A 22,682-nucleotide genomic window follows, 5' to 3' on the forward strand; every position below is an offset into this window, starting at 1 on the left:
GCTAAATATTTCAAAAACCTTCAAAATTCACTTGAGTGAACGTTGAAGGTTTTTATATTTTCTCATTATTGATATATAGACCTGTACTTTAAAAATAAGTGCTTTTAATTAGTGTGATTTCGTTAAAATTTTTACACCAGTTTCTGTCCCAACTATCGCCTCATCCGCAATATCTAAGAAATACCCAGTTTCTAATACGCCTGTTAAATGAATAAGGTATTCATGAAACGCATATGGATCAATCTGAGATGTCATTTCAACATCTAAAATATAATTCCCATTATCTGTAATCAATGGCGTATCTTCAACCATACGACGATAGGCTTTTACAGGATAATCGGCTTCAATTTGTTTACCAAGTTGATACCAGTTAAATTGGTCGACTTCCACAGGTAGTTTAAATGTCTCACCTAAGTAAGATACACATTTCGTTTGGTCAGCTAAAACGATAAAACGCGTCGCAAATGCATCTATGACTTTCTCTCTAAATAATGCACCTCCGCCACCTTTGATTAAATTTAAATTTGGATCAATTTCATCAGCACCATCAATAGCTAAATCAATCTTTTCAACATCATTAATGTCTAGTATAGGAATGTTCAGAGCTTTCGCTTGATATGCCGTACGTTCTGAGGTACATACGCCTTTAAGTTCATAGCCTTTTTCGATAAGTTTGGCGATTTCGGGAACTAATAACTCAATCGTACTACCTGTTCCAATACCTAGAATCATACCATCTTCAATACGTTCAACAGCATCTGTTAAAGTCATTAATTTAAGTTGTTTCGTATCCATCAAATGACGCTCCCTTGATTTATTTTATACTTTTATTTTACATGAATATGCACCATAATGGCACCCACTACAAGACGTTTTACATTTTTTCATATACAATATATTTATTGAAAGACAAGGAGGTTCATTGATGAATTACACAATCCAGGCGATTTGCGCAGGTAAAATTAAAACGTTACATTACGATGAGAAACCTATGAAGAGTGGTATGGATAAAACACCTATTGATGCGCCCACTTGGCTTTCTAAATTAGGTTTTGAAGGTGATGAACAAGCATACCACGGTCACGGTGGTCCTGATAAAGCGCTATGCTTATTTAGTACAACGCACTATACTATGTGGGAAGATGTGATTTCACCTATCCCTGAATATGCAATGTTTGGCGAGAACATTTCTGTAAATGATATTGATGAAAATGATTTATATTTTGGCAATCAATATCAAATCGGTGAGGCAATTATAGAAGTTTCAGAAATCAGGGAGCCTTGTAATAAAATTCAGCGTAAATATCAATATAAAGGCATCATGAAACGTATGATGGCAACCGGTAAAACAGGTTGTTATTTCAGAGTTATCAAAGAAGGGCTCGTGTATCCTGATAGTAATTTAACATTGATTAAAGAAGCTCCGAATGACACACGATTATCTGTTCAAGCTTTAAATGACGTGTATTATAATGACAAGAAAAATAAAGAAAAACTCTCATATGCCATAAAAAACTCGTTTATTACTACAGAACGCCGTAAGACTTTAGAAAAACGCTTAGCTAGATGCTTTTAACATTATCATAGCAAACAGAAATCGCCTTCAGGATTCATTTAAAATGAATTGTGAGGGCGATTGATATTTTACAATGATAGTGACGCTGTACTACACATGATGTTAGTGGTCTTCATCAAATATGAATACATCTTCTACCTTTTCTCCAAATATTCGAGCGATTTTAAACGCCGTTAGAATAGAGGGCATAAATTCATTACGTTCAATAAGTGAGATGGTTTGTCTTGAGACACCAGCTTTTTTGGCCAATTCTGTTTGATTATAGCCCTCACGTGCACGTAATTCTTTTAAACGTGTACGCATTGCGTCATCTCCTTTAGCGCACAAAATTTTTTTACATAGGTTCAACTTGATAGGATGTTTTTGAATAAAACGGTGTGTTGGCGCGTAAGATAGAATGCGCTTTATGACCAAACATATGTATGTCATTAGGCATACTTTGCGTTTCCAATGCAATACCAGAATGAGATTTAAAGAGCTGATTCGCATGTGCTCGCTTTTCTGGTGAATTAAATGTATACACTACAATTTGTGGTCGATCTGTAATGACATGTAACATCACTTTATCGTTTGATAATGTGAGTTTTCCGTTACCAACTTCCATAGGATGATCTAATCCTTTAAAACGTTCGATTTGAGGATGTAATCTAGGATCTTGTGATTGAAATATTGTTTGAATCGGAATACGATTGACACCCATTGTTTTTATTAAATCAATCGGCTTATTCTGAGGTAACCGTGCATCATTCAAAGGAAATAAATGCATTTTGTCACTTATTAAAACATGATTATCGATTGTTCTATTATCTGGATTTAAATTAAAATAAGCATGATTTGTTGGATTAAATAGTGTATCTTCTGTTGAATTTGCATAGTATTCAATCGTCCAAGTATTGGTTACATCATAAGTAAAGACAATACGCACATCTATATTACCCGGGAAATCATCCTCAGAACTCAGTACTTGCGTCGTAAAAATGACCTTCACATCATGTTCATGTTGATGAATACTATAATCAAATAAACGTGACGATAATCCCTTAGACCCGCCATGTAAATGATGACCTTCAGCGTTTGTTTCAACTTGATACGTTTGGTGATTTAATGTGAAAGTGCCTTTGTCAATTCTACCCGCATAACGACCTATGGTTGCACCAAAATAATATGGATGATTAGGATAAAATTCATCCGCTTCAACTTCATTCCCTAAAACAATATTATTATAATCGATTTTCCAACTGACAATACGTGCGCCATAATTTGTGAAGACGATAGACATGGTTTTATGATGTATTTTTATTAAATCTATGCCATTCGCTTGATGTTCAATCCCAATTTTCATACTTTCATCTAACTCCTTTAAATGCGCTCCAATCAACCTCTTGATGGAAGCACCATCACTAATACCCCTACAATGCAAATGATACCGCCAATAACATCATATTTATCAGGTGGTTCATGGTCAATCCAGTGTGCCCACAGTAAACTTAAGATAATGAAGACGCCACCATAAGCAGCGTACACACGTCCAAATGTCGGAAAACTTTGAAACGTTGCAATCATTCCGTAAAGCATTAGAATCATTCCTCCGGCTAAACCTAACCACATCGGCTTATCATCTCTTAACCATAGCCAAATCAGATAACCTCCACCTATTTCACAGAAACCGGCTAAAATGAATATCGTGATGGGATAAAAAATGCCCATGATTCCACCTCAAATACTTTTTTTATATTGTATCAGTTTCAACAATACTTGTGGATAGAATTTTTTGTGTCATTTAAAAAAGCCTTCAAATATCGCATATATACGAGATTTGAAGACTTATATGGTCATTCACGAGACAGATTCGAATGAATATCTACCATTTATCTTTTATTTTTGAAGTGCCCGTTTTAATGCTTTCCACCAACCTTTTTCAAAAGTAAGTACTGCATTTTGATATGATTTTTTTGCAAAGTAGAAAAGCACCAAAATGAGCACAATGTGAATTACTATTGCGATAATTCCTTCATAAGTTGGTGTTTCAGGAATTGATAATCTCGCAAATGTAACAAATGGTGAGAAAAATGGAACATAACTCATAATTTTAACGAAAAGGTTATCTGGGTTTGTAACCGCACTAAAGTAGCCCGTATAAAAACTCGCAAGCATCAACATCGTTAATGGCATTAACGTTTGACCCATATCTTCAATTCTTGCGGTTAAGTTACCTAATATGGCTGCAAAAACGACATATGTGAACACACCTATTAATAAAAAGATGATGCCAAAAACAATCAATCTTGTAATGTGCGGTGTGAGCATAAAGTCCAACCCTTTTAATTTTTTCCCAAGATCAAAAAAGATGATACATGCAACAATGGTTGCAGCAATCGCAACAATTTGTGTCAACGCAACGGCGAGCACCCCTGAAATTTTAGCAATAATATGAAGTGAGGGTTTCACACTGGTAATTATCATTTCAGATACTCTTGATGTTTTTTCAGTTGCGACTTCCATTGCAATTTGATTCGCATAATTCAAAATAATAAACATCATTAAGAAACTGCCTAGCATTACAATAAAGGAACTAAAATCTTTTTCATTTTGGTTAATTGATTGTCCTTCTCCCACTTTAATCACTTTTGTATCCACATTACTTGGTGTAAATAATTGTTTTTGTTCTTGAGCTGACAGTCCTAATTTTTGAGCGACTTGTTGTGATTGATATTGTGTTAAAACAGTTTGAAGCTTTTTTTGCTCTTCTTCAGACGGTGCTTTACTCGCTTTAATTGTTGCCGATAAACGGCCATCATCTGTATTAATAATATAAGCTTGATCAATCTTTTCATCTTTTAATGCTTGATCAACTTTAGATGCTGAAAGTTTCTTATAAGTTGTGTCTTTATGTAATGCTTCATTCGTTTTTTTAATATAGTTAAACACTTGATTATCTTGAGTAACAATCGCAATGTGATTCTGACCATCATCAAACATTTTTATAATTTTGTCTGCATTGGCTATCCCAATAATTGCTAACATAAATAATAATGTTGTAATAACAAAGGCTTTTGATTTAAGTTTACTGAAATAGGTTAATTTGAATGTCGCTAAAAACTTATGCATGATGATCACCCACTTTTTCAATAAAAATTTCTTGAATTGTTGGATCAAGCACTTCAAAATGTTTCACATATCCAAATGTTTGTATTTTGGAATATAATACTTTCGCTACATCTTCATTTTCAATAATGAAAACATATTTTTGAGGTGTATGTTTTGTATCAATCACACCAGGGACATCTTTTAAGTCGTCTAAATTAAATGTGGATTCGATAACTACACGCTGATAACCACTGTTACGTTTCACCGTTTGAATTGGCCCTTGTACTACCATTTGTCCTCTATTTAAAATGCATACGTCATCACACAATTCTTCGATATGTTCCATGCGATGTGAACTAAAAATGATGGTCGTTCCCTTTTGATTCAATTCAATTACGGCTTTTTTTAACAATTCAACATTGACTGGATCAAGACCACTAAAGGGTTCGTCCAAAATAAGCAACTGAGGTTCATGAATCATACTCGCAAGAAGTTGCACTTTCTGTTGATTCCCTTTTGATAAAGATTCAATTTTTTTGTTTCGATGTTCAGTAATATGAAATCGTTCTAACCAATAGTCAATCGCGCGTTTAATTTCTTTTTTAGGCATCCCTTTTAGCGTTGCCAAATACGTTAACTCTTCTTCAACTTTTAATTTCGCATGTAAGCCACGTTCTTCAGGTAAATAACCGATTACATCATAATGGGAAGCCTTAATCGTCTCACCGTTAAAATAAATCTCACCTTCTGACGGTTCAGTTAATCCTAAAATCATACGAAATGTCGTCGTTTTACCTGCACCATTTCGTCCCAAAAACCCTAACATTTTACCCGTTTCAAGCTCGAAAGAAATATCATCGACGGCTGTGATATCTTTAAACTTCTTGCTGACATGCGCCACCTTTAATGACATAGCGTATCGCCCTTTCTCTATTTGATAATGTAAGTATACTATAACACGCTTTGATTTGACAAATATATTTGTCAAAAAGACTTATATAGTTTACATAAAGATACCTTTAATTTAAGAAAATATAAAAAAGCAGAACAGCCATCGTGGTGATTGTTGTTCTGCATCTTTTGTAATTACATTTTTTTGTTATCCATGTTGTGATTCTCTTTTAGAGGAGTTTCCTCATTAGTTGTATTTATATTTTCACGTGCTGCTTCTGTTTCGTTTCCGTTATCAGTTATGTCACCCTGTTTTGGAGCTATGTATGGTGCTTCATACTGCACATACTTAGGTGAAGGTCCATACTTGTTCGCTTCCTCTTTACTATCCATAACACTAATCACTAATATAAAAATATGTAAGCTTAACGCGACAATCAACATAATAAATGACAAGAAAAAAGCACTATTCTCTATCGAATGTCCCGTATCAGTTGCATATGGATCAAATATCGTAAATATTGCATACATAAAAGACAAAAAAGACAAAATCCAAGCAACTATTGTAATGATCGGTGCTAATATTGAAAAGCCGTAATCATGCAAACGTCTCGTTGTGAGTGCCAAGTTAGGGATGAACGTTACTGTAAGATAAAATAAGGTAATCATTCGAATTAAGTACCCTAATTCAATTGTAATGGCAGATGCATAGGAAATTGAAAAATAAAATGGTAATAGTATTATTGTATGCCACAACACAACCCACCAAAATTCACTACGACGCGCACGCCCCTGAAAGTTGCAATAGTTCAACCAAAAAAGTTTAAATGCTTTTAAAAAACCTATTTGCGATGTTGCATACATAAAAAATCAATCTCCCTTAAATTGTAATCTATATAAATCTTCAACATAAGTATATTAAATGTTCATTTAAAAATAAATATGGATTACTGACAACAATAAAGATTTCTTTTTAAGATTTGTAGTGATATTTGTGATTTTTTCTTATATAAACTCTTAACTTTTGTATGCACGAGACTTTGAACGTCATTGTCAGATGGTTTTTCTTAACAATTACTGAAACTTTCCCTAATACGCCGTTACTTTCTATAGATAATTGAACTTCAAAGTTTACTTACCAACCGTTAAATACATTTAGTTAGGAAAATGAATGGAAAGTTAATATGTTTTATTACAACATTCCATATAAAATCCTAGTTGAAATTCAATAACGGCTCTTATAGCAGTTGATTTTAAAATATAAAAAAGCAGAACAATCATCGTAGTGATTGTTGTTCTGCATCTTTTATAATTACATATTTTTATGATCCGTGTTGTAATTGTCTTTCTGAGGTAATCCTTCTTCATTAGATGTTATAGGTTGATGCGTTTGTTGATGCATGTTGCCCTGATTAGGTTCTATGTATGATGCTTCATACTGCACATACTTAGGTGAAGGTCCATACTTGTTCGCTTCCTCTTTACTATCCATAACACTAATCACTAATATAAAAATTTGTAAGCCAAACGAAGCAATGATAAAAAGGATTAAAAAATTTAAAGCTATCACACCAAAAGTTGATGAAGAACTTGCGATTAGGCCAACCATTGAACTTACTACTATTATTAAGTTCAAATAGCCTAAAATACACACAATTATATTAATGATCGGTACTAACATTGAAAAGCCGTAATCATGAAAACGTCTCGTTGTGAGTGCCAAATTAGGAAGAAACGTTACTATATAATACAAGATGATAATGGTTAGAATTATGTAACTTAATTCATCTGAAATGGCAGATGCTAAGCCATTTAAAAAATTAAATGGTAGAAGTATAATGATATGCCATAACATGACCCACCAATACTCACTACGTCGACTACGACCCTTAAAGTTAATATAGTTCAACCAAAAGAGCTTAAAAGCTTCTAAAAAACCTACTTGCGGTGTTGCTATCATAGAAGATAGTCCCCCTTTTAAATTTTAATCCATATAAAACCTTACCCTAAGTATATTAAACTTTTGTTAAAAATTAAATATTGATTTTTAACAATAATAATGCTTATGATTAAGATTATAATAAATTTAGGTGTTCTCCTTTTACGCAACGTGTTCTTTTCGTTACACTTACAGTAATGACTTATTGGAGGCAGTTCATTATGGATTTTATTCACCGACCTACGACAGAGGTTGCGAAAGACTTACTTGGCGTTAAACTCATTTATGAGAGTAATCAAATGACTTATACGGGTTACATCGTAGAGACGGAAGCGTATTTAGGTTTTGAAGATCAAGCCGCACATGGCTATAAAGGTAAACAAACACCTAAAGTACGTTCGCTTTATCAGTTAGGTGGAACCATTTATGGTCATATGATGCACCGTTATCTGCTCATTAATTTTGTTACTCAAGCAAAAGGTGTTCCAGAAGGCGTACTGATTCGTGCAATAGAACCAGAGGATGGCATTGAAATGATGATTCAAAATCGAGGTAAATCAGGTTATGAGCTCACAAATGGACCCGGTAAATTTACTACTGCGATGCAAATTCCACGTACTATAGATGGCACTCGGCTCAATGAAGGCCGTTTAAAAATAGATACAAAAAACCGTAAATATCCACGCAACATCGTTGAAAGTCCACGTATTGGTATTCCTAATAAAGGTCAATGGACACATAAACCTTTAAGATATACTGTGCACGGTAATCCTTACGTCTCTCACCAACGTAAACGGGATTATATACACCCTGATGAGACTTGGAAATAGAAAAAACGCACGCGATGATTCGTTCGCGTGCGCTTTCTATTATGCTGCTTTCTTTCCTTTAAACATACCTAAATGAATTGATATAAAAGTACATAATATTAAAATAACTGGATAAAATGAATATTGGAGTACTTCTAAATAAGACACATTGCCGAATTGTTCGGCCATTAACATTCCACTATCGTGAGGTAACACCATTAAAGCACTTGCGGCAAAGATATCCAAAATACTTGCCATCCGTTTCGGTGGAATTTGTGAAGCATCGCCAATTTCTTTAGCGATAGGTGCTGCAATTAAAATTGCAACGACATTGTTAACGAGCGCTGCTGATAAAATACCCGATAAAATCCCCATTGCATACTCAGCACTTTTGCGCCCACGTGCTTGCTTTTTCATCGTTTCGACAATCCAATCAATACCACCGTAATATCGAATCAATGCGACAAGCCCAGAAATTAAGAAGGCCACTAAAAAGATACTAAACGTAGATTCCATACCTTCTCCAACTTTGGCTGTCCATTCAAAGAAGTGCAAATGACCACGAATCATACCGATAATGCCTGTTAATACAATCCCTGGAAGTAAAACAAACATGACATTCATGCCGGCAATTGCGGCAATTAATACAAATAGATACGGGATGATATCGAAGAAATTGAAGGACAAGTCACCTTTAATCTTACCTGTGCCTCCTACAATCGCATAAATAATAAACGTAATGACCGCAGCGGGTAATGCAATCATAAAATTCGCTTTAAATTTATCTTTCATATTTGCGCCTACCCCTGTAGTTGCTGCAATCGTAGTATCAGAAATAATCGATAAATTGTCCCCAAAATACGCACCAGCAATCACAGCCGCTGCAGCCGCTGCAACATTTAAATCTGCAGATTGTGCGACTGCAATGCCGATAGGTAAAAACGCAGCTTGTGTGCCGGTTGATGTGCCCATTGCCGTAGCTACAAATGCACTCATCGCAAAAATACCTGGAATTAATAAACTAGGTGGTATTATTGACAATCCCATATTAACTAATGCGTCTTGACCGCCTGATGCGCTCGCTGCACTTGCAAATGCCCCTGCAAGTAATAAAATCAATCCTAATTCAGCGATACCTGACGACCCAGCATTTTCAGTAAAGATTTTTACTTTTTTTGCTAAAGGGGTACGTCTATCATAAGCGAGCCAAGCGATGGCAATGGCAATCATAATCGCAACATGTCTCGGTAGTTGATTAAATGCTTCGTCTTTTCCTATGATTGTAAAAAATAATCCTACACCAACATATATAATTAAAAATACAACCAATGGCAATAACGCTAATGCCCCATAATGTTTCTGACTTCGTAATTCGTTTGACATGGGTGACGCTCCTTAATCCATAGTTTTATGATATGAATTATACACCCATATAACAATTTGACAAGTCTAACTTTTTTTAAAGTTAAAATTGTATGCGTATACACCCTTTAATATTCACTTGTACACTTGTTTTTACTACATCGTAAATACTTTTGTAGGGTGTTGTGCTTCTATAGTAGGCATCACAAATTTCATCATTAATTCATGCATGATGACTTCATCTTGCGTTTCGAGCATTAAAGTTAAATGATGAATAGTACTGTCATCTAAAGTAATCGCGTTGAGATTCAAACGGTTCGATTGATCAATATTGACCTCATCTGTAACTAACGTTTCTCCAAACTGATCAAGAATACTGTAAGTGATTTGAGGTGCACCTTCGATATCTTTAATATTTAAGGTAGGTTGTAACAAACCTGTTTCAGATTCATATTGACAATATATATCAAAATCTTCTATACGATCATAAGCACGCGTAACAATATAGATGTCATCTAGTAAAATGTTGGCAGACGGATATGTTGCATCATTGCATTTTTGATAAGCTATTATTTTTAATTCATGACTACCCGAGGTAACGAGATGTGTGATATCGATACGGTGATATGTGTCATCTGGTTCTATATAAGAAACGATGGCGTCATCAATAACAATCAGCATCGGACATAGAATGTCATGAACATATAAATGGTAATCTTGAGCTTTGTCATAATCATCTACCATAAATTGTGCTGTTAACGTTGTACAGACATTTGGAACCACGGCGTTATCTTTTTGCCCTTGATGCGATACGTGGTCCAGCAATAATGATGAGTAATCTTCAAATTTGCTGACAAATTGGACAGGTATACATGCTGCCGCTTCTTCTTTTTGAGGTATATTAAAATATTCTTGTTTATTCATAAATGGTGTTAAAAGTCTAGGAGATGAAATACGATTTTGATTTTTATAAGGGGTAATGCGTTTTTTTTCTATATACATAATAGACCTCCAATAAATAAGACTACACTTTTTTGTACTTTCATAACTTAACACACTTTTTTCACTTGTAATATATTACTATCATTCAAAAACATGGTAAAATGTTTCCATATTAAAGGAGTTGTTCTCGTGCAATTATTATGGAAATTATTTAAAAAGAATCATTTTGAAGCGAATATTGATGAATGTGGTATTGAAATTGGCACCCCTAATGTAAGTTATCAATATACAGTTGTAAAGCCTGCTGTATTACACATTATTATGTCTGGAACAGGAACGTTCACACACCAACACACGTCTTATGAGTTAAAAGCAGGAGATATGTTTTTATTACGAGAAGGCATGCGTGTCCATTACGAAGCGTCAACTGATGATCCATGGACCTATCATTGGGTGGGTTTTAGCGGAAACTTAGCAATGGACTATTTAAAACGCACCACGCTCATCGACTGTCCTGTCGTATTAAATCAAGATACTTCGAAACTTTCCAAATTAATGTATCAAATATGCGAACGTGCCATCACCTATGAAACCACAGCATCTGATGATATTCACCATTTAAGTGACTTATATAAATTATTATTTTTACTAACACAACTTTCTCCTAAACCTTTTGAAAGCCATCCTAATGAAATATACTCTAGCGTACAAGCCGCTGTGAATTATATGAATCAACATTATATGCATACGATTTCGATTGATGATGTGGCACAGCATGCTAAAGTAAGTCGCAGTTATTTATACAAATTGTTTATGAAGTGGATGGATCAATCGCCTCAACAATACCTAGTCTATTTACGGTTATACCATGCATCCTCAATGCTTAAAACGACTTCAAAGCCTATTCAAGAGATTGCTCAAAATGTCGGATACAATGATCCGTTATTATTCTCAAAAGCGTTTCGTAAGCATTTTGACATGCCCCCTTCAACGTATCGGAAGATGTATAAATAATTTAATCATTGCAAAATAGGTATTTTACACGTAAACATGTATTAATCTCTTTAACATAAATTTAATATAGATTTTTATTTCTCATGTAGTATAATAAACTGACGTGAGCGTATAAAGCGCTCTCATTATTTATACGAGGAGGATAACCCAGCATGATTGAATTAAATGAAATATCAACCTTGTGTCTTGCCGTGTTTCTTTTACTCATAGGGCACGCCATTGTCAACAGGGTCGCTATATTTAACCGTTTGAGTATCCCGTCCCCGGTAATAGGTGGTTTAATATTTGCAATCTTAGCAGCTATTTTATCTAGCACAGGCATTTTAACAATTAAATTAAACGGAAAATTTTTCCAAGACTTTTTCATGTTAGCCTTTTTCACTACAATTGGTTTAGGTGCTTCATTTAAGCTCCTAAAGTTAGGTGGAAAGGTCCTTATTGTTTATTGGGTACTTTGTGGTGTCCTTGCGACAATGCAAAACGTGATTGGTGTTTCCCTTTCAAAAGTATTAGGTATTGATCCATTACTTGGTTTAACTGCAGGGGCAATGTCAATGGAAGGTGGCCATGGTAACGCCGCAGCTTATGGACAAACTATCCAAAACTTAGGCGTTAACTCAGCTGTAACAGCTGCTCTTGCTGCCGCAACACTTGGTTTAGTCGCAGGTGGTCTTATTGGAGGTCCTGTGGTTCGTTATTTAATTAAAAAACATGATCTTGCACCGAAACAAATTGAAAACGAACAAAAAGACTACTCTGAAATCGATGAAAATACACATTTACATAAACGCTTTTCATTTTCGGAAGTGTTTTTTATTCAAATAGCCATTCTGCTATTCTGTATGGCAGTTGGCACATACTTAGGAGAATTATTTACAGATTTAACAGGATTTAACATTCCACTATATGTTGCGGCAATGTTTATCGCTGTAATCATTCGCAACATTTCTGAATACGGAAACTTAAACTTAATTGATTTAAAATTTACAAACCGTATAGGTGATATTTCGTTAGGTGTTTTCTTATCATTAGCGTTAATGAGTATTAACATTACGGAAATTTACGACTTAGCGTTACCTCTTGTTATCATCGTAATATGTCAAATTATTTTCGTGGCATTATTCTCAATCTTTATCGTCTTCCGATTACTCGGAAAAAATTATGATGCTGCCGTAATGATTGGTGGATTCATTGGTCACGGCTTAGGTGCTACACCGAATGCGATGGCAAATTTAGATGCAATTACAAAGAAGTTTGGTAACTCTCCAAGAGCCTATCTTGTTGTACCAATTGTAGGGGCATTTTTAGTTGATTTATTAGGGGTACCAATTATTACAACATTTATTAATATTTTTAAACCTTAAAAAAAGTCTGGCATTCGTGCCAGACTTTTTTATGATTGTCTTACAATTTCCCATTCATATGGACTTTTTAATTGAGACCAATCCGCATCGATTTCGTGACGATTTAAAAGACAAGCATCCAAGTCTTTTTCAATTTGTGCCTTATCTAAATCGATTCCTATAATAACAAGTTGTGTGTGACGGTCACCATACTCAGGATCCCAATCTGCACGCACATCTTCACGTTCTTGTAAAATCGCCGCACGTTCCGCTTTAGGCATCGCTGCAACCCAATATGTTACAGGATGAATGTCCACAGCTGTTCCTGCTTGAGACACTAAACAAGCGACATTGTTATATTGTGCTAGCCAAGCAATCCCTTTCGCACGCACGATAGATTCAGACATATGCTCTAACCATTCATTAAAGCGTTCAGCATGAAAGGGTAAGCGTCGCTTATATACAAAGGACGAAATACCATACTCTTCTGTTTCAGGTGTATGTGTTTCGTGCCCTCCTGCTTCTAACTCTTGTAACCATCCTGCAGATTGACTTGCTTTTTCGAAATCAAATTTTCCAGTATCCAATACTTTGTCTAAGGATACTTCAGAATTAACTGTTCGGATGATTTCTGCTGATGGTTGTAATTTACGTAACATTGCCTCTAAACGATTTGCATCTTCTTCTGATACTAAATCTATTTTATTTAAGATCAGCACATCGCAAAATTCTATTTGATCAATGAGCAAATCTGCTACTGTACGCTCATCTTCTTCTCCTACTGCTTGATCTCGATCAAGTAACATATCTCCAGACTGATAATCATTTATAAAGCGATTCGCATCAACAACGGTTACCATTGTATCTAATTGACAGATTTCTGTTAAATCAATACCTAGTTCCTCATCGACGTATGAGAATGTTTGTGCTACGGGTACTGGCTCTGAAATACCTGTTGATTCAATAACAATATGGTCAATACCCCCTTTTTCAACGATACGTTCCACTTCTTTTAGTAAATCTTCACGTAAAGTACAACAAATACATCCGTTAGATAACTCTACTAATTTTTCATCTGTGCGTGATAAGCCCCCACCTTCAGCAACTAAATCCTTATCGATATTGACTTCACTCATATCATTTACAATCACAGCGATGCGTCGTCCTTCACGCTGATTTAAAATATGATTTAGTAAAGTTGTTTTCCCTGAACCGAGATAACCACTCAAAACTGTAACTGGTACTTTCTTCATGATTAGACCCTCCACTTTTAAATCGTAATTGTTACGATTTAAAAGTATACGCCACATTTTATTACAATGCAATAGACTGAGAAAAATTTGAGACAATAAAAAAAACAGGGACATAAGGCCCCTGTTAATTAAAGAAGCCAAAAAAATTCATTTATATATGAACTTTATTGGCTATTATCTATCCAAATAAATTTAATCTTAGTGATGTACCGTGTAATGAATTGTGATTGATTCTTTAAGTGAGACTTTTGGAGCATTAAGACGGAACCAAAAATTGAAATGATTTGTGTCCCAGTCCTTGTGAAATATTTATTTTATTCAACTTAGTATAGTTGTCGTTGTTGAATCCATGATTTTAAGTAATCATCTATTACAATAGAAGATTGACGTAACGAGACGATATCCTTAACGTTTAACAGCGTCATGATTTTTATCATCTGTTCATGAAACGCATTTAAATAATCAATGCCAACCGCTACACCTTCTTCTTGAACAACTTGAAGAATATGACGTGACATACCAATGCCCTCTGCGCCTAATCGCAATGCCTTAATCGCATCAAGCGGGTTTCTAATGCCCCCACTCGCTAAAATATGAATACGGTTATTCAGATTACGTGCTTCTAATAGTGAAACAACTGTAGACTGCCCCCATTCTTGCATATATGACATATCCTTTAGTTTCCGTCTTTCATTCTCTATCGCTGCAAAATTGGTACCACCTTTGCCACTAACGTCAACATACGTGACACCACATTGAATCAGTGAACGAATGGTTTCATAGCTCATGCCAAAGCCGACTTCTTTCACGATAACTGGCACATGAACACCTGCTACAATCCTTGCAATCGATGCTGACCAGTGTTCGAAGTTTCTATTTCCTTCTGGCATAACCAATTCTTGCGGGGCATTGACGTGAATTTGTAGCGCCGCTGCATCTATCATCTCAATTGCACGTTTTGCCTCTTCAAGTGTCGCATCTGCACTCACGTTTGCCCATACTTCACCATCAGGGTTTTCTTGTCTCACAATCGCAAATGACTGTTTCACTGCATCATTGTTTAACGCAGCATGCATGCTACCCACTGCCATGGGTATACCGACTTCGCGTGCGACTTGTGCCAATTTTTGATTGATCTCTAATGTCCAATCTGATCCCCCTGTCATCGCATTAATATATAATGCTTTTGACAATTGAAAGTCTGGAAATTGCGACACCATTGTTACATCACGCGTATTCATATTCGGAATCGCATGATGGACAAAATGGATGCGATCAAAATCTGATATTGGTAAAGACGATTGTGCTAACGCTAATTTAACATGTTCATTTTTTCGCATCTCTCTTTGATTTACCAACCTGCATCCCTCCATATACTCGTATCAATTTAACTATATCACATTTATATGTGTAGACATGCGTGAAAGTTATAAAATAGGTTAATATAGTATTAATGAAAAATTGTTGAAGGAGTGTGACTCATGTTACAATTTCCATTTTATGATAAAAATGAAGTCCAAGAAGCTTGGATAGACCGTAATGGTCATATGAATGATGCTGAATATGCACGTGTTTTCAGTTTAGCGATTGATCACTTTCACGATCAAGTAGGTTTAACAAATGCGGAACGCGATGCACGTCAATATACAGTCTTTACATTAGAAACACATATTTCTTATTTAAAAGAATTAAAAAAAGGAACACCGTTTAAAATTGAAGTTGCAATCTATGATATGGACGATAAACGGATCCATTTCTTTTTAACACTCATAAATGAAAATACGAATGAAACTTGTGCGACAGCCGAAACGATGATGATGGGCATGAGTCGTAAAACTCAAAAGCCTGCACCATTTCCCGACGATATCTTTGCACTAATCCAAACCTATGCTCAGTCTCAAGGTAACCTTGATTTTCCTCAACAGCTCGGTCATCCAATAGGTATTCCATCCAAAAATTAAAGTAGACCTGTGCACGACTTTGAGCCCCATTAAGTAAAACGAGGCTGGCAGATAGCAAATTTATTAATTTAAAATAAGCTAACAAAATTCATTTATACGTGAACTTTGTTAGCTATTTTTTATCTATATATCGGTTTAGTCTTAGTGAAGGACACTATGATGCATTGTGATTGATCCCTTAGCCGAGACTTCTGAGGCATTTAGCCGCAACCGAAAATCCATTTTGAGAGCAACAATCTCTTACATTTTTACTCTCAAAATTAGTTGAGGTAAGGCGCCTAGAAAAGCGAGGCGTTAGGGACAATCATAGGTTTAATGATGTATGTCCTAATCCCATTGTTTTATGCGTCTACAGCGCCACGTGCGATCATATCTTGTTTCGTCACAATAGGATAATTTTTGAAAATTAATGATCCTACAAACCCCCAAATCGTACCAATCACTGCCATTATCACACCGTATATTAAAACGGTACTCCAATGATTAAAACCAAACATCACTAAAAATCCGGCAATTGGTGTTGCTGTACCTGTTGCATCATTAATCATGCCACTCATCGCAATCACTAACCCTGCTGATGCGCCGCCTAAGAAATTAGTGATATAAACAGGTATCGGATTCGCGGATACGATATCTGCTTGAGATAAAGGTTCTATACTCACTGAAATCGTTGACTTACGGTCACCTAATTTTAATCTGTGAAATAATGTCCCATTCATAAATGCAGAACTGAAAGCAGCCATCGCCCCTACTGCCATTGGCACACCTGTTAAGCCTAATAGTGCCGTTAAGGCCATCGAACTTAATGGTGCAGTACCTACAACTGTAATAATGCCGCCTAAAATGATCCCCATAATGATTGGATTGACATCCATTGAACTTTTAATAATGTCACCTATTTTAATAAGCGTACTATCGACAACTGGTGACAAGCCAATTGCAATCAGGCGTGCTAAAGGTGCAATGACAATCACTGCTCCTAATAAATCCAACCCATCTGGAACATATTTCTCAGTATATTTCATTAAATAACCGATGATATATCCAGCGAAGAATCCCGGTAGTAAATCCATGCCTCCACATGCTGCAGCGATAACAAGTGCATAAACGGGTGAAACACCAATTGCTAACGCAGTTAAACCAGCAGCTGCCACGCCACCAAGTCCACCAGCCGCATCTCCTAATTGTTCCAAAAACTTTATGCCAAATACTTGACCGCCAACGTATTTGTTAAAAGCTTCAACTAAAAATGAAGCAATTGCCGCATTGGCTAAGGCGCCCATTGCACGCATCCCACTTGGCGCACGATATGTAAATAATGTAAAAATCACAAGTACTAAAACTAAAAACAACGTCCCTATTAATAAATCCATGCCTTACCCCTTTCAATAATCGTCTTGTGCTATTTGCGTTCGAAACTTTTGTGATCACTAAGATGTAATGATTCATCACAAATTTTATTTTACTAAAAAAAATACATGATTGCACGGAACAATCATGTATTTATATATATTTCTATTTGTTATACGTTCACGAAATAGACTTATTTTATTATGTCACATACATATAACTGATGGATGATCATTATTTTTAAATGCGTATTCCCATACATTACGGTTGATTGATTGTTTTACGTATTTGCTTCAAAACTTTACGTGATTCTACAATTGGATATAATGGGAAAGCAGTTACCATATCTTTGTATTGATAGAAATGAATTGGCTGTAACTCTGCATTAAAATAAGATTCTAATTTCAACATATCTGGATAAAACAATTCAATCGTGCCTCCGAACATATATACTGGTGGCAATCCTCGTACTGGTCCATATAAAGGTGATATTTTGGGATGTTTTATCTCCAAATCATCAGCCCAGACTTTTGCAATCGATTGTAAACTCGACACATTATGCAGAGGGTCTTTCTTTTGAACCTGTTCCGTGATATCAGGATTAGACAAAGATAAGTCAAGCCATGGTGATATTAAATACACTTGACTAGGCAAAGGTAATTCTTGCTCTTTTAAATGTTTTTGAACAAAGCTTAGCGCCATGTTCGCACCTGAACTATCTCCCATAATGACGATGTTTGAAGGTTCTGTTTCTTTTAATAAGCGACGATACGCTTGTTCAATGGCTTCATGAGTCTCTTTATACGTATATTCAGGTGCTTTTGGATAAATTGGTAATACGACTTCGTGTAACGTCTCGTATGCGAGTTTATCCATAAACCGCCAATGAAAAACAGAGGGTTGCAATACAAAAGTACCACCATATATGTAAAGAATTTTATTTTTTATGTGATGACCAAAATTGAAACGGAAGACTTGCATATCATCAAACATATCTTTCACCAAATTAGACTTCACATTAATTTGATCCGGTTGTTTATGTTTCTCTTTATTTAAAACTTCTCGCTTTTCAAGAAAAGCATCGATTTCAGCTTGTGACTTAAATTTAATATGACGTTGATGAGATAAATAACGCCCCATCAAGTTACTCATAACGTAACGTTTCAATACAATCCCTCACTTTACCATTAATTAATATGAATAGTTCTATTATAATACGTTTTAAGTATGAATGCTTTCATATTTTTGGAAAATATTTCTATGACATTATTAACGCTACACTTCGTTAACAGTTGTGGCAACCTTAAACGCAATTTATAAACCATGCGCTTTATACTTAACATCGACTAAACACATATCACTACTCGGTAACCGCTTCGTCAACTGAACCCTTTTCGTCTCTTTTAGGTTTACCTATGATTTTATAAAAAGTTATACTATAATATGTGTTATATTTTAATCTTAACTTTAATTTGAAGAAACTGAAAGGAGTCTTTATGAAAGTTTCAAACGAATCATCTCAGGAATTTGAACACCAATTCCATAATCATTCATTACATAAAACGCAATTAAACCCTAAAAAACGTCGCTCCTGGATTAGTTTTATTTTGACACTGATTGCATTAGTATTGTCAGCAATTGCTGCATATCATATGTACTTCAATACATTATTTAAAATGAACTTTATAGATCAAACCGTTAACTATCAACAGTTTAAAAATGTGATACAAGAGTTAGGGCATCAATCTTTAATAGATACGCGTGACTTGGAAAGCAACCTCAATATATTATTAATGATGATCCATGTCTTTTTCATATTGGTATTCATTAATATTGTACTTTCAATATTAATTCTTGTTTTTAATCGTACATTGATTAAATTATTGAACGTTGTGATTGCACTATGCGCGACACTCATTCCGATTGCCATCCTTTTTATGATTCGTGAAGCGGCTCAAGCATTAGCATCTAAATTCTCACACTATTTAGGAAACCTTGAACCATCTGCACTACTCACAGAAGCAAATGGTTTACACAACGCGATTATTTTCTCAAGTATCGCGACATTATTCTACTTTATAAGTTTATTTTTTAGAAATAGACGACCTAAACTATAACCTTATTTAAAAAGGATAGACGTGAAATCGTGACATCCCTCACATGTCATTATTTCACGTCTATCCTTTATTTCTTAATAAAAGGTTACATTAAAATTTAGAAAAACGATAGCGCATTAATGTTTGATAAATATGGTCCATTTTTGATGCATCAAATTCCGTGTTTGAATCAATACGCCACTGATTTAAAGATGAAATAATCGCTGTCTGGACATATCCAAATACTTCTGATGGAAAACGTTGATCATGTGGCAAAGCATTGATATGGCTTTTTACATCAGTATGTACAGTTTGCGTAAAAAATTGAACTAACATTTTATAAAAATTAACATCGCTTTCTTGCATTTTTAAAATGTCTCTAATCGTAGGATTCAACGTTTGTTCAAGACAAGTAAATGGTTGAACCATCCTTTGGTTAATATCATTTTTGAAATAAGGTTGTGTTGATGCTTCAAATACATGTAATAATAATTCATTTTTATCTTTAAAATGCTTGTAAAAAGTGGTTCTGTGCACATTCGCTTCATTACAGATTTGATTAATAGTAATTTTTGAATAACGATGCGTTTGAAGTAATAGAATTAAAACTTCGGTTAACTTGGATATTGTTTTAATAATGCGTAAGTCTTGCTTTTGAATTCTAACCACCCCATTCCCCCTTTATAAAAATTTACATTCATTATACATTTCGTAATTAAATAATAAATACATTAAAATGGTACTTAATCATGTGATACATTAATCTACAATCAATCTAATCTGTAGAAAAATTGAGTTTTAATCAACTCTTAAAAACCCAACTTATCCTATAGTAACTGATTCAGTGAATTAATTCTAAAGATATGCATAATTATTATTCCTTTTTTATTACATATTAATCTTCAATCTTTGAAAAAACTCAATTACTTATTCATATTGTCTTAAACTTTTTATAAACAATACAATAACCTGATAATTTTAAGCATACGAAAAACCTTCAAAGTCCATCTTCTGATAAACTTTGAAGGCTAATTTAAAAATACACTTATGTCGATTGTGAAAAGGGTAAAGCTCGGATTATTGATAACGTTCATAGTTAACAATTTTTAATTGTTCTGCGTCATCGTTACCTTTTAACAAATAATGCCCTTGTTCATTGCGTCCTTTATTATCCTCATTTTGAACAATTACAGAATAAAATTGCCCATTTCGACTGACATTCATTATATTAGAAGATTTAATTGAAGAAATACGATGATTTTTGATATCTGACACTAAGTTATCGTAAAATGGACTATCTTCTAAAACAAATTTAGACAAACCTTTGGGTGAATGTGAATCATTTACTTCATCTAAGGTTCCTGTGTATGATTTAAAAAAATCATCAATTTTATTTAAAATATTATCTTCCTGATCTTTATTATGTTCCTCAATTTCTGATTCATCAAAAGACAATGTTACCGCATTCACCGTTTTAAGGTCATTTTTCTTGATGACTTTCTCTTCCGTTTTAAAGGTTTTACCATGACTTTTACCTTCTGCTTGAATCGTTAAGTCCTTATTTACTGGAAAAGGTCCGAAACCTTGTTCACTTGTATAAGGTAATCTTTCTCCATTTATAATCACTGTTTTCTCCTGATTTAATCCTGCTGTATTTTTAAGGTTGATATCGACTTGTGCCGTTTCAAAATCTTCAGTGACTTTCATTACTTCATTTTGACTCGATTTAGAATTAAATCGTAATTTCCCGTCAAATGTACCCCTATCCGTTTCTTTACGTGCAGGGATGACATAATCTCCTGGTATGTAATTTCCTAATGAGACGGTTTGTCCCTTTTTAGCAACTACATTTTTAGGACGGCCGTCTGCTTCAAAATGATACGTCGCATCTAAGTTCGCTTTGACTTCTGCTTGTTTTGTAGGAGCTTGAAAACTTAAATTATCAAATATTAAATATCGACGCCCATTTTTACTAATACGTAAAACATCGACATGATCTTTTGTCTTAATATATTTAGCTACTGTACTGTTTTTGTCCAATTGATGTACAGTATGGTAGACATTTTTTTCAAATTGACGCATGCCAATTTCTTTTTTTATGAATTGGATATACGTTGCTGCTTCTTTTCTGCCTACTTTATTAGCTTTAGAGCTGAGCAATGTTGATACTCTAGAAGCATCATCATTATCGATTGCGTTAACTAATAATTCTGCTTGTGCTTCTGGAGAGTTATAATTCCTTAACAATAAAAATAGGATGATTAATAAAATAAGAATAAAACCAACAATTGCAATTGGAATCATTTGCCTCATTTTAATTTGCTTGGCACTTTGTTCAGCTTCTTCTCTTGTCTTTAATTTTGGCGATGTATGCTTCAATGACTGCTTAGAAAATGAAACTTGATGATAGCAATAGGTACACCTCATGTCTTCACCAAGCTGATGGTGGTTACAATGCGGACACTGTTTCATTTTGCATTCACACCTCCTTACAGCGCTTAGTAGTGTAACTTATTTTATGTCACTTTTAATCTTACCGCCTCATTCATTGGACGTATGGTCATGATAAAAGTGTTACATTTTTTTTAAATGTGCTTTTACGCGTTGATCAATTTGCTCTAATACTTCACGTGTTTGTTCAATTTGATCAATCGGAATATCTGACAACATTTCAGAAGCCAAATCTGCAATGATACGTCTCGACTCTCTTACATAATTTACACCACTCTCAGTGAGCGCTATATATTTCAGTCGTTTATCATAGGAATACTCTAAATGTACCCACTCTACAAGTTTTAATTCGACTAGCTTTTTTACACGTCTACTTACAGCCGCTTTATTCACCCCTTGGCGTAGGGTAATTTCAGTTAATGTTAAAGCTCTGTCATGCGATAACATTAGTAAAACACTAGATTGTTCATTAGATATCCCGTATTTATTGCGCAAATCTTTTAATAGCGTCGCCGTGAGTGCATTTAAATTCACCATAAATTCTCCCATAAAACCGACATGCATCGACATCTCTTTAGTCATTTTAATTCCACCTCGTCTTTGTACGT

Annotated in this window: 23 protein-coding genes and 1 pseudogene; 7 read left to right on the forward strand and 17 right to left on the reverse strand. The window is 34.7% G+C overall.

The features are described from left to right. Positions 1-108 precede the first annotated feature (108 nt). Positions 109-798: a ribose 5-phosphate isomerase A gene (locus G8Y85_RS05325; protein WP_165805537.1), complete on the reverse strand. Its 690-nt coding sequence runs from the start codon at positions 796-798 to the stop codon at positions 109-111. A gap of 127 nt (positions 799-925) precedes the next feature. Between G8Y85_RS05325 and G8Y85_RS05330 the strand changes: the two genes are divergently transcribed. Next, positions 926-1,576, forward strand: a complete 651-nt coding sequence (locus G8Y85_RS05330) for an MOSC domain-containing protein (RefSeq protein ID WP_165805538.1) — start codon at positions 926-928, stop codon at positions 1,574-1,576. Between the two features lie 102 nt (positions 1,577-1,678). On the opposite strand, the gene G8Y85_RS05335 is transcribed toward G8Y85_RS05330, so the two are convergent. From G8Y85_RS05335 to G8Y85_RS05365, 7 genes are all read right to left on the reverse strand, one after another. Continuing rightward, positions 1,679-1,879 (reverse strand): helix-turn-helix transcriptional regulator, encoded by a 201-nt coding sequence (locus G8Y85_RS05335; protein WP_060551685.1) that lies wholly within the window; start codon positions 1,877-1,879, stop codon positions 1,679-1,681. A 31-nt stretch (positions 1,880-1,910) separates the two neighbouring features. Continuing rightward, positions 1,911-2,918, reverse strand: a complete 1,008-nt coding sequence (locus tag G8Y85_RS05340) for an aldose epimerase family protein (RefSeq protein WP_107370891.1) — start codon at positions 2,916-2,918, stop codon at positions 1,911-1,913. 32 nt (positions 2,919-2,950) lie between these two features. Then, positions 2,951-3,277, reverse strand: a complete 327-nt coding sequence (locus tag G8Y85_RS05345) for a YnfA family protein (RefSeq protein ID WP_107370892.1) — start codon at positions 3,275-3,277, stop codon at positions 2,951-2,953. 174 nt (positions 3,278-3,451) lie between these two features. Continuing rightward, on the reverse strand, positions 3,452-4,684 hold the full coding sequence (locus G8Y85_RS05350) for an ABC transporter permease (RefSeq protein WP_165805539.1): 1,233 nt from the start codon (positions 4,682-4,684) through the stop codon (positions 3,452-3,454). After that, positions 4,677-5,576: an ABC transporter ATP-binding protein gene (locus tag G8Y85_RS05355; protein WP_085622657.1), complete on the reverse strand. Its 900-nt coding sequence runs from the start codon at positions 5,574-5,576 to the stop codon at positions 4,677-4,679. The genes G8Y85_RS05350 and G8Y85_RS05355 overlap by 8 nt, the downstream gene beginning before the upstream one ends. Positions 5,577-5,749: 173 nt before the next feature. Continuing rightward, a complete protein-coding gene (locus G8Y85_RS05360; protein WP_103345635.1) occupies positions 5,750-6,418 on the reverse strand; it encodes a DUF805 domain-containing protein in 669 nt (222 codons plus the stop codon). 448 nt (positions 6,419-6,866) lie between these two features. After that, the gene (locus G8Y85_RS05365; protein ID WP_107370888.1) at positions 6,867-7,514 is read right to left on the reverse strand and encodes a DUF805 domain-containing protein; all 648 of its coding nucleotides are present in this window, start codon (positions 7,512-7,514) and stop codon (positions 6,867-6,869) included. Positions 7,515-7,714: 200 nt separating this feature from the next. Here G8Y85_RS05365 and G8Y85_RS05370 point away from each other — a divergent pair, with 200 nt between their 5' ends. Beyond that, positions 7,715-8,323 (forward strand): DNA-3-methyladenine glycosylase, encoded by a 609-nt coding sequence (locus tag G8Y85_RS05370; protein ID WP_103345637.1) that lies wholly within the window; start codon positions 7,715-7,717, stop codon positions 8,321-8,323. Between the two features lie 39 nt (positions 8,324-8,362). Here the strand turns inward: G8Y85_RS05370 and G8Y85_RS05375 are convergent, their stop codons facing one another. After that, positions 8,363-9,685 (reverse strand): Na+/H+ antiporter NhaC family protein, encoded by a 1,323-nt coding sequence (locus tag G8Y85_RS05375; RefSeq protein ID WP_165805540.1) that lies wholly within the window; start codon positions 9,683-9,685, stop codon positions 8,363-8,365. Positions 9,686-9,820: 135 nt separating this feature from the next. Beyond that, the gene (locus G8Y85_RS05380) at positions 9,821-10,666 is read right to left on the reverse strand and encodes a hypothetical protein (protein WP_165805541.1); all 846 of its coding nucleotides are present in this window, start codon (positions 10,664-10,666) and stop codon (positions 9,821-9,823) included. Between the two features lie 129 nt (positions 10,667-10,795). Between G8Y85_RS05380 and G8Y85_RS05385 the strand changes: the two genes are divergently transcribed. Together G8Y85_RS05385 and gltS are read left to right on the forward strand one after the other, a co-directional pair. Beyond that, positions 10,796-11,620 (forward strand): AraC family transcriptional regulator, encoded by an 825-nt coding sequence (locus G8Y85_RS05385; RefSeq protein WP_060551691.1) that lies wholly within the window; start codon positions 10,796-10,798, stop codon positions 11,618-11,620. Between the two features lie 152 nt (positions 11,621-11,772). Next, positions 11,773-12,984, forward strand: coding sequence for a sodium/glutamate symporter (gltS, locus tag G8Y85_RS05390; protein ID WP_060551692.1), 1,212 nt, complete (start codon positions 11,773-11,775; stop codon positions 12,982-12,984). A 29-nt stretch (positions 12,985-13,013) separates the two neighbouring features. Here gltS and G8Y85_RS05395 read toward each other — a convergent pair whose 3' ends face one another. Both G8Y85_RS05395 and fni read right to left on the reverse strand, forming a co-directional pair. Next, a complete protein-coding gene (locus G8Y85_RS05395) occupies positions 13,014-14,216 on the reverse strand; it encodes a GTP-binding protein (protein ID WP_037566615.1) in 1,203 nt (400 codons plus the stop codon). Positions 14,217-14,539: 323 nt separating this feature from the next. Further along, the gene (fni, locus tag G8Y85_RS05400; RefSeq protein ID WP_390901911.1) at positions 14,540-15,556 is read right to left on the reverse strand and encodes a type 2 isopentenyl-diphosphate Delta-isomerase; all 1,017 of its coding nucleotides are present in this window, start codon (positions 15,554-15,556) and stop codon (positions 14,540-14,542) included. Positions 15,557-15,697: 141 nt separating this feature from the next. Between fni and G8Y85_RS05405 the strand changes: the two genes are divergently transcribed. Next, on the forward strand, positions 15,698-16,177 hold the full coding sequence (locus G8Y85_RS05405) for a thioesterase family protein (protein WP_060551695.1): 480 nt from the start codon (positions 15,698-15,700) through the stop codon (positions 16,175-16,177). A gap of 341 nt (positions 16,178-16,518) precedes the next feature. On the opposite strand, the gene G8Y85_RS05410 is transcribed toward G8Y85_RS05405, so the two are convergent. Beyond that, entirely contained in the window at positions 16,519-17,508 is a 990-nt protein-coding gene (locus G8Y85_RS05410) for a PTS sugar transporter subunit IIC (RefSeq protein ID WP_223249663.1), read from the reverse strand. Between G8Y85_RS05410 and G8Y85_RS12345 the strand changes: the two are divergent. Then, positions 17,468-17,551: pseudogene (locus G8Y85_RS12345) on the forward strand (hypothetical protein); the annotation flags it as partial. The gene G8Y85_RS05410 and the pseudogene G8Y85_RS12345 sit on opposite strands and share 41 nt — an antisense overlap. Positions 17,552-17,788: 237 nt before the next feature. Here G8Y85_RS12345 and G8Y85_RS05415 read toward each other — a convergent pair. Next, positions 17,789-18,694 (reverse strand): alpha/beta hydrolase fold domain-containing protein, encoded by a 906-nt coding sequence (locus G8Y85_RS05415; RefSeq protein ID WP_060551697.1) that lies wholly within the window; start codon positions 18,692-18,694, stop codon positions 17,789-17,791. Positions 18,695-19,023: 329 nt separating this feature from the next. Here G8Y85_RS05415 and G8Y85_RS05420 point away from each other — a divergent pair, with 329 nt between their 5' ends. After that, positions 19,024-19,644, forward strand: coding sequence for a hypothetical protein (locus tag G8Y85_RS05420; protein ID WP_103345643.1), 621 nt, complete (start codon positions 19,024-19,026; stop codon positions 19,642-19,644). 90 nt (positions 19,645-19,734) lie between these two features. On the opposite strand, the gene G8Y85_RS05425 is transcribed toward G8Y85_RS05420, so the two are convergent. The 3 genes from G8Y85_RS05425 to G8Y85_RS05435 form a co-directional block, all read right to left on the reverse strand. Continuing rightward, positions 19,735-20,292 (reverse strand): TetR/AcrR family transcriptional regulator, encoded by a 558-nt coding sequence (locus G8Y85_RS05425; RefSeq protein ID WP_060551699.1) that lies wholly within the window; start codon positions 20,290-20,292, stop codon positions 19,735-19,737. Between the two features lie 408 nt (positions 20,293-20,700). Further along, positions 20,701-22,095, reverse strand: a complete 1,395-nt coding sequence (locus G8Y85_RS05430) for a membrane-associated protein TcaA (protein WP_143564699.1) — start codon at positions 22,093-22,095, stop codon at positions 20,701-20,703. Between the two features lie 102 nt (positions 22,096-22,197). Beyond that, entirely contained in the window at positions 22,198-22,656 is a 459-nt protein-coding gene (locus G8Y85_RS05435; protein ID WP_085622662.1) for a MarR family transcriptional regulator TcaR, read from the reverse strand. Between the last annotated feature and the right edge of the window lie 26 nt (positions 22,657-22,682).

It is taken from the genome of Staphylococcus sp. 11007852 (assembly GCF_011394325.1).
In the GTDB taxonomy this organism is placed as follows: Bacteria; Bacillota; Bacilli; order Staphylococcales; family Staphylococcaceae; genus Staphylococcus; species Staphylococcus agnetis.

What these genes read in the sequence shown, in the direction of transcription:
- G8Y85_RS05420 (WP_103345643.1), top strand. Translation starts at nt 19,024, where the DNA reads ATGAAAGTTTCAAACGAATCATCTCAGGAATTTGAACACCAATTCCAT.
- G8Y85_RS05335 (WP_060551685.1), bottom strand. Translation starts at nt 1,879, where the DNA reads ATGCGTACACGTTTAAAAGAATTACGTGCACGTGAGGGCTATAATCAA.
- G8Y85_RS05395 (WP_037566615.1), bottom strand. Translation starts at nt 14,216, where the DNA reads ATGAAGAAAGTACCAGTTACAGTTTTGAGTGGTTATCTCGGTTCAGGG.
- G8Y85_RS05360 (WP_103345635.1), bottom strand. Translation starts at nt 6,418, where the DNA reads ATGTATGCAACATCGCAAATAGGTTTTTTAAAAGCATTTAAACTTTTT.
- G8Y85_RS05405 (WP_060551695.1), top strand. Translation starts at nt 15,698, where the DNA reads ATGTTACAATTTCCATTTTATGATAAAAATGAAGTCCAAGAAGCTTGG.
- G8Y85_RS05350 (WP_165805539.1), bottom strand. Translation starts at nt 4,684, where the DNA reads ATGCATAAGTTTTTAGCGACATTCAAATTAACCTATTTCAGTAAACTT.
- G8Y85_RS05375 (WP_165805540.1), bottom strand. Translation starts at nt 9,685, where the DNA reads ATGTCAAACGAATTACGAAGTCAGAAACATTATGGGGCATTAGCGTTA.
- fni (WP_390901911.1), bottom strand. Translation starts at nt 15,556, where the DNA reads ATGCGAAAAAATGAACATGTTAAATTAGCGTTAGCACAATCGTCTTTA.
- G8Y85_RS05370 (WP_103345637.1), top strand. Translation starts at nt 7,715, where the DNA reads ATGGATTTTATTCACCGACCTACGACAGAGGTTGCGAAAGACTTACTT.
- G8Y85_RS05330 (WP_165805538.1), top strand. Translation starts at nt 926, where the DNA reads ATGAATTACACAATCCAGGCGATTTGCGCAGGTAAAATTAAAACGTTA.
- G8Y85_RS05355 (WP_085622657.1), bottom strand. Translation starts at nt 5,576, where the DNA reads ATGTCATTAAAGGTGGCGCATGTCAGCAAGAAGTTTAAAGATATCACA.
- G8Y85_RS05435 (WP_085622662.1), bottom strand. Translation starts at nt 22,656, where the DNA reads ATGACTAAAGAGATGTCGATGCATGTCGGTTTTATGGGAGAATTTATG.
- G8Y85_RS05340 (WP_107370891.1), bottom strand. Translation starts at nt 2,918, where the DNA reads ATGAAAATTGGGATTGAACATCAAGCGAATGGCATAGATTTAATAAAA.
- G8Y85_RS05380 (WP_165805541.1), bottom strand. Translation starts at nt 10,666, where the DNA reads ATGTATATAGAAAAAAAACGCATTACCCCTTATAAAAATCAAAATCGT.
- G8Y85_RS05430 (WP_143564699.1), bottom strand. Translation starts at nt 22,095, where the DNA reads ATGAAACAGTGTCCGCATTGTAACCACCATCAGCTTGGTGAAGACATG.
- G8Y85_RS05365 (WP_107370888.1), bottom strand. Translation starts at nt 7,514, where the DNA reads ATGATAGCAACACCGCAAGTAGGTTTTTTAGAAGCTTTTAAGCTCTTT.
- gltS (WP_060551692.1), top strand. Translation starts at nt 11,773, where the DNA reads ATGATTGAATTAAATGAAATATCAACCTTGTGTCTTGCCGTGTTTCTT.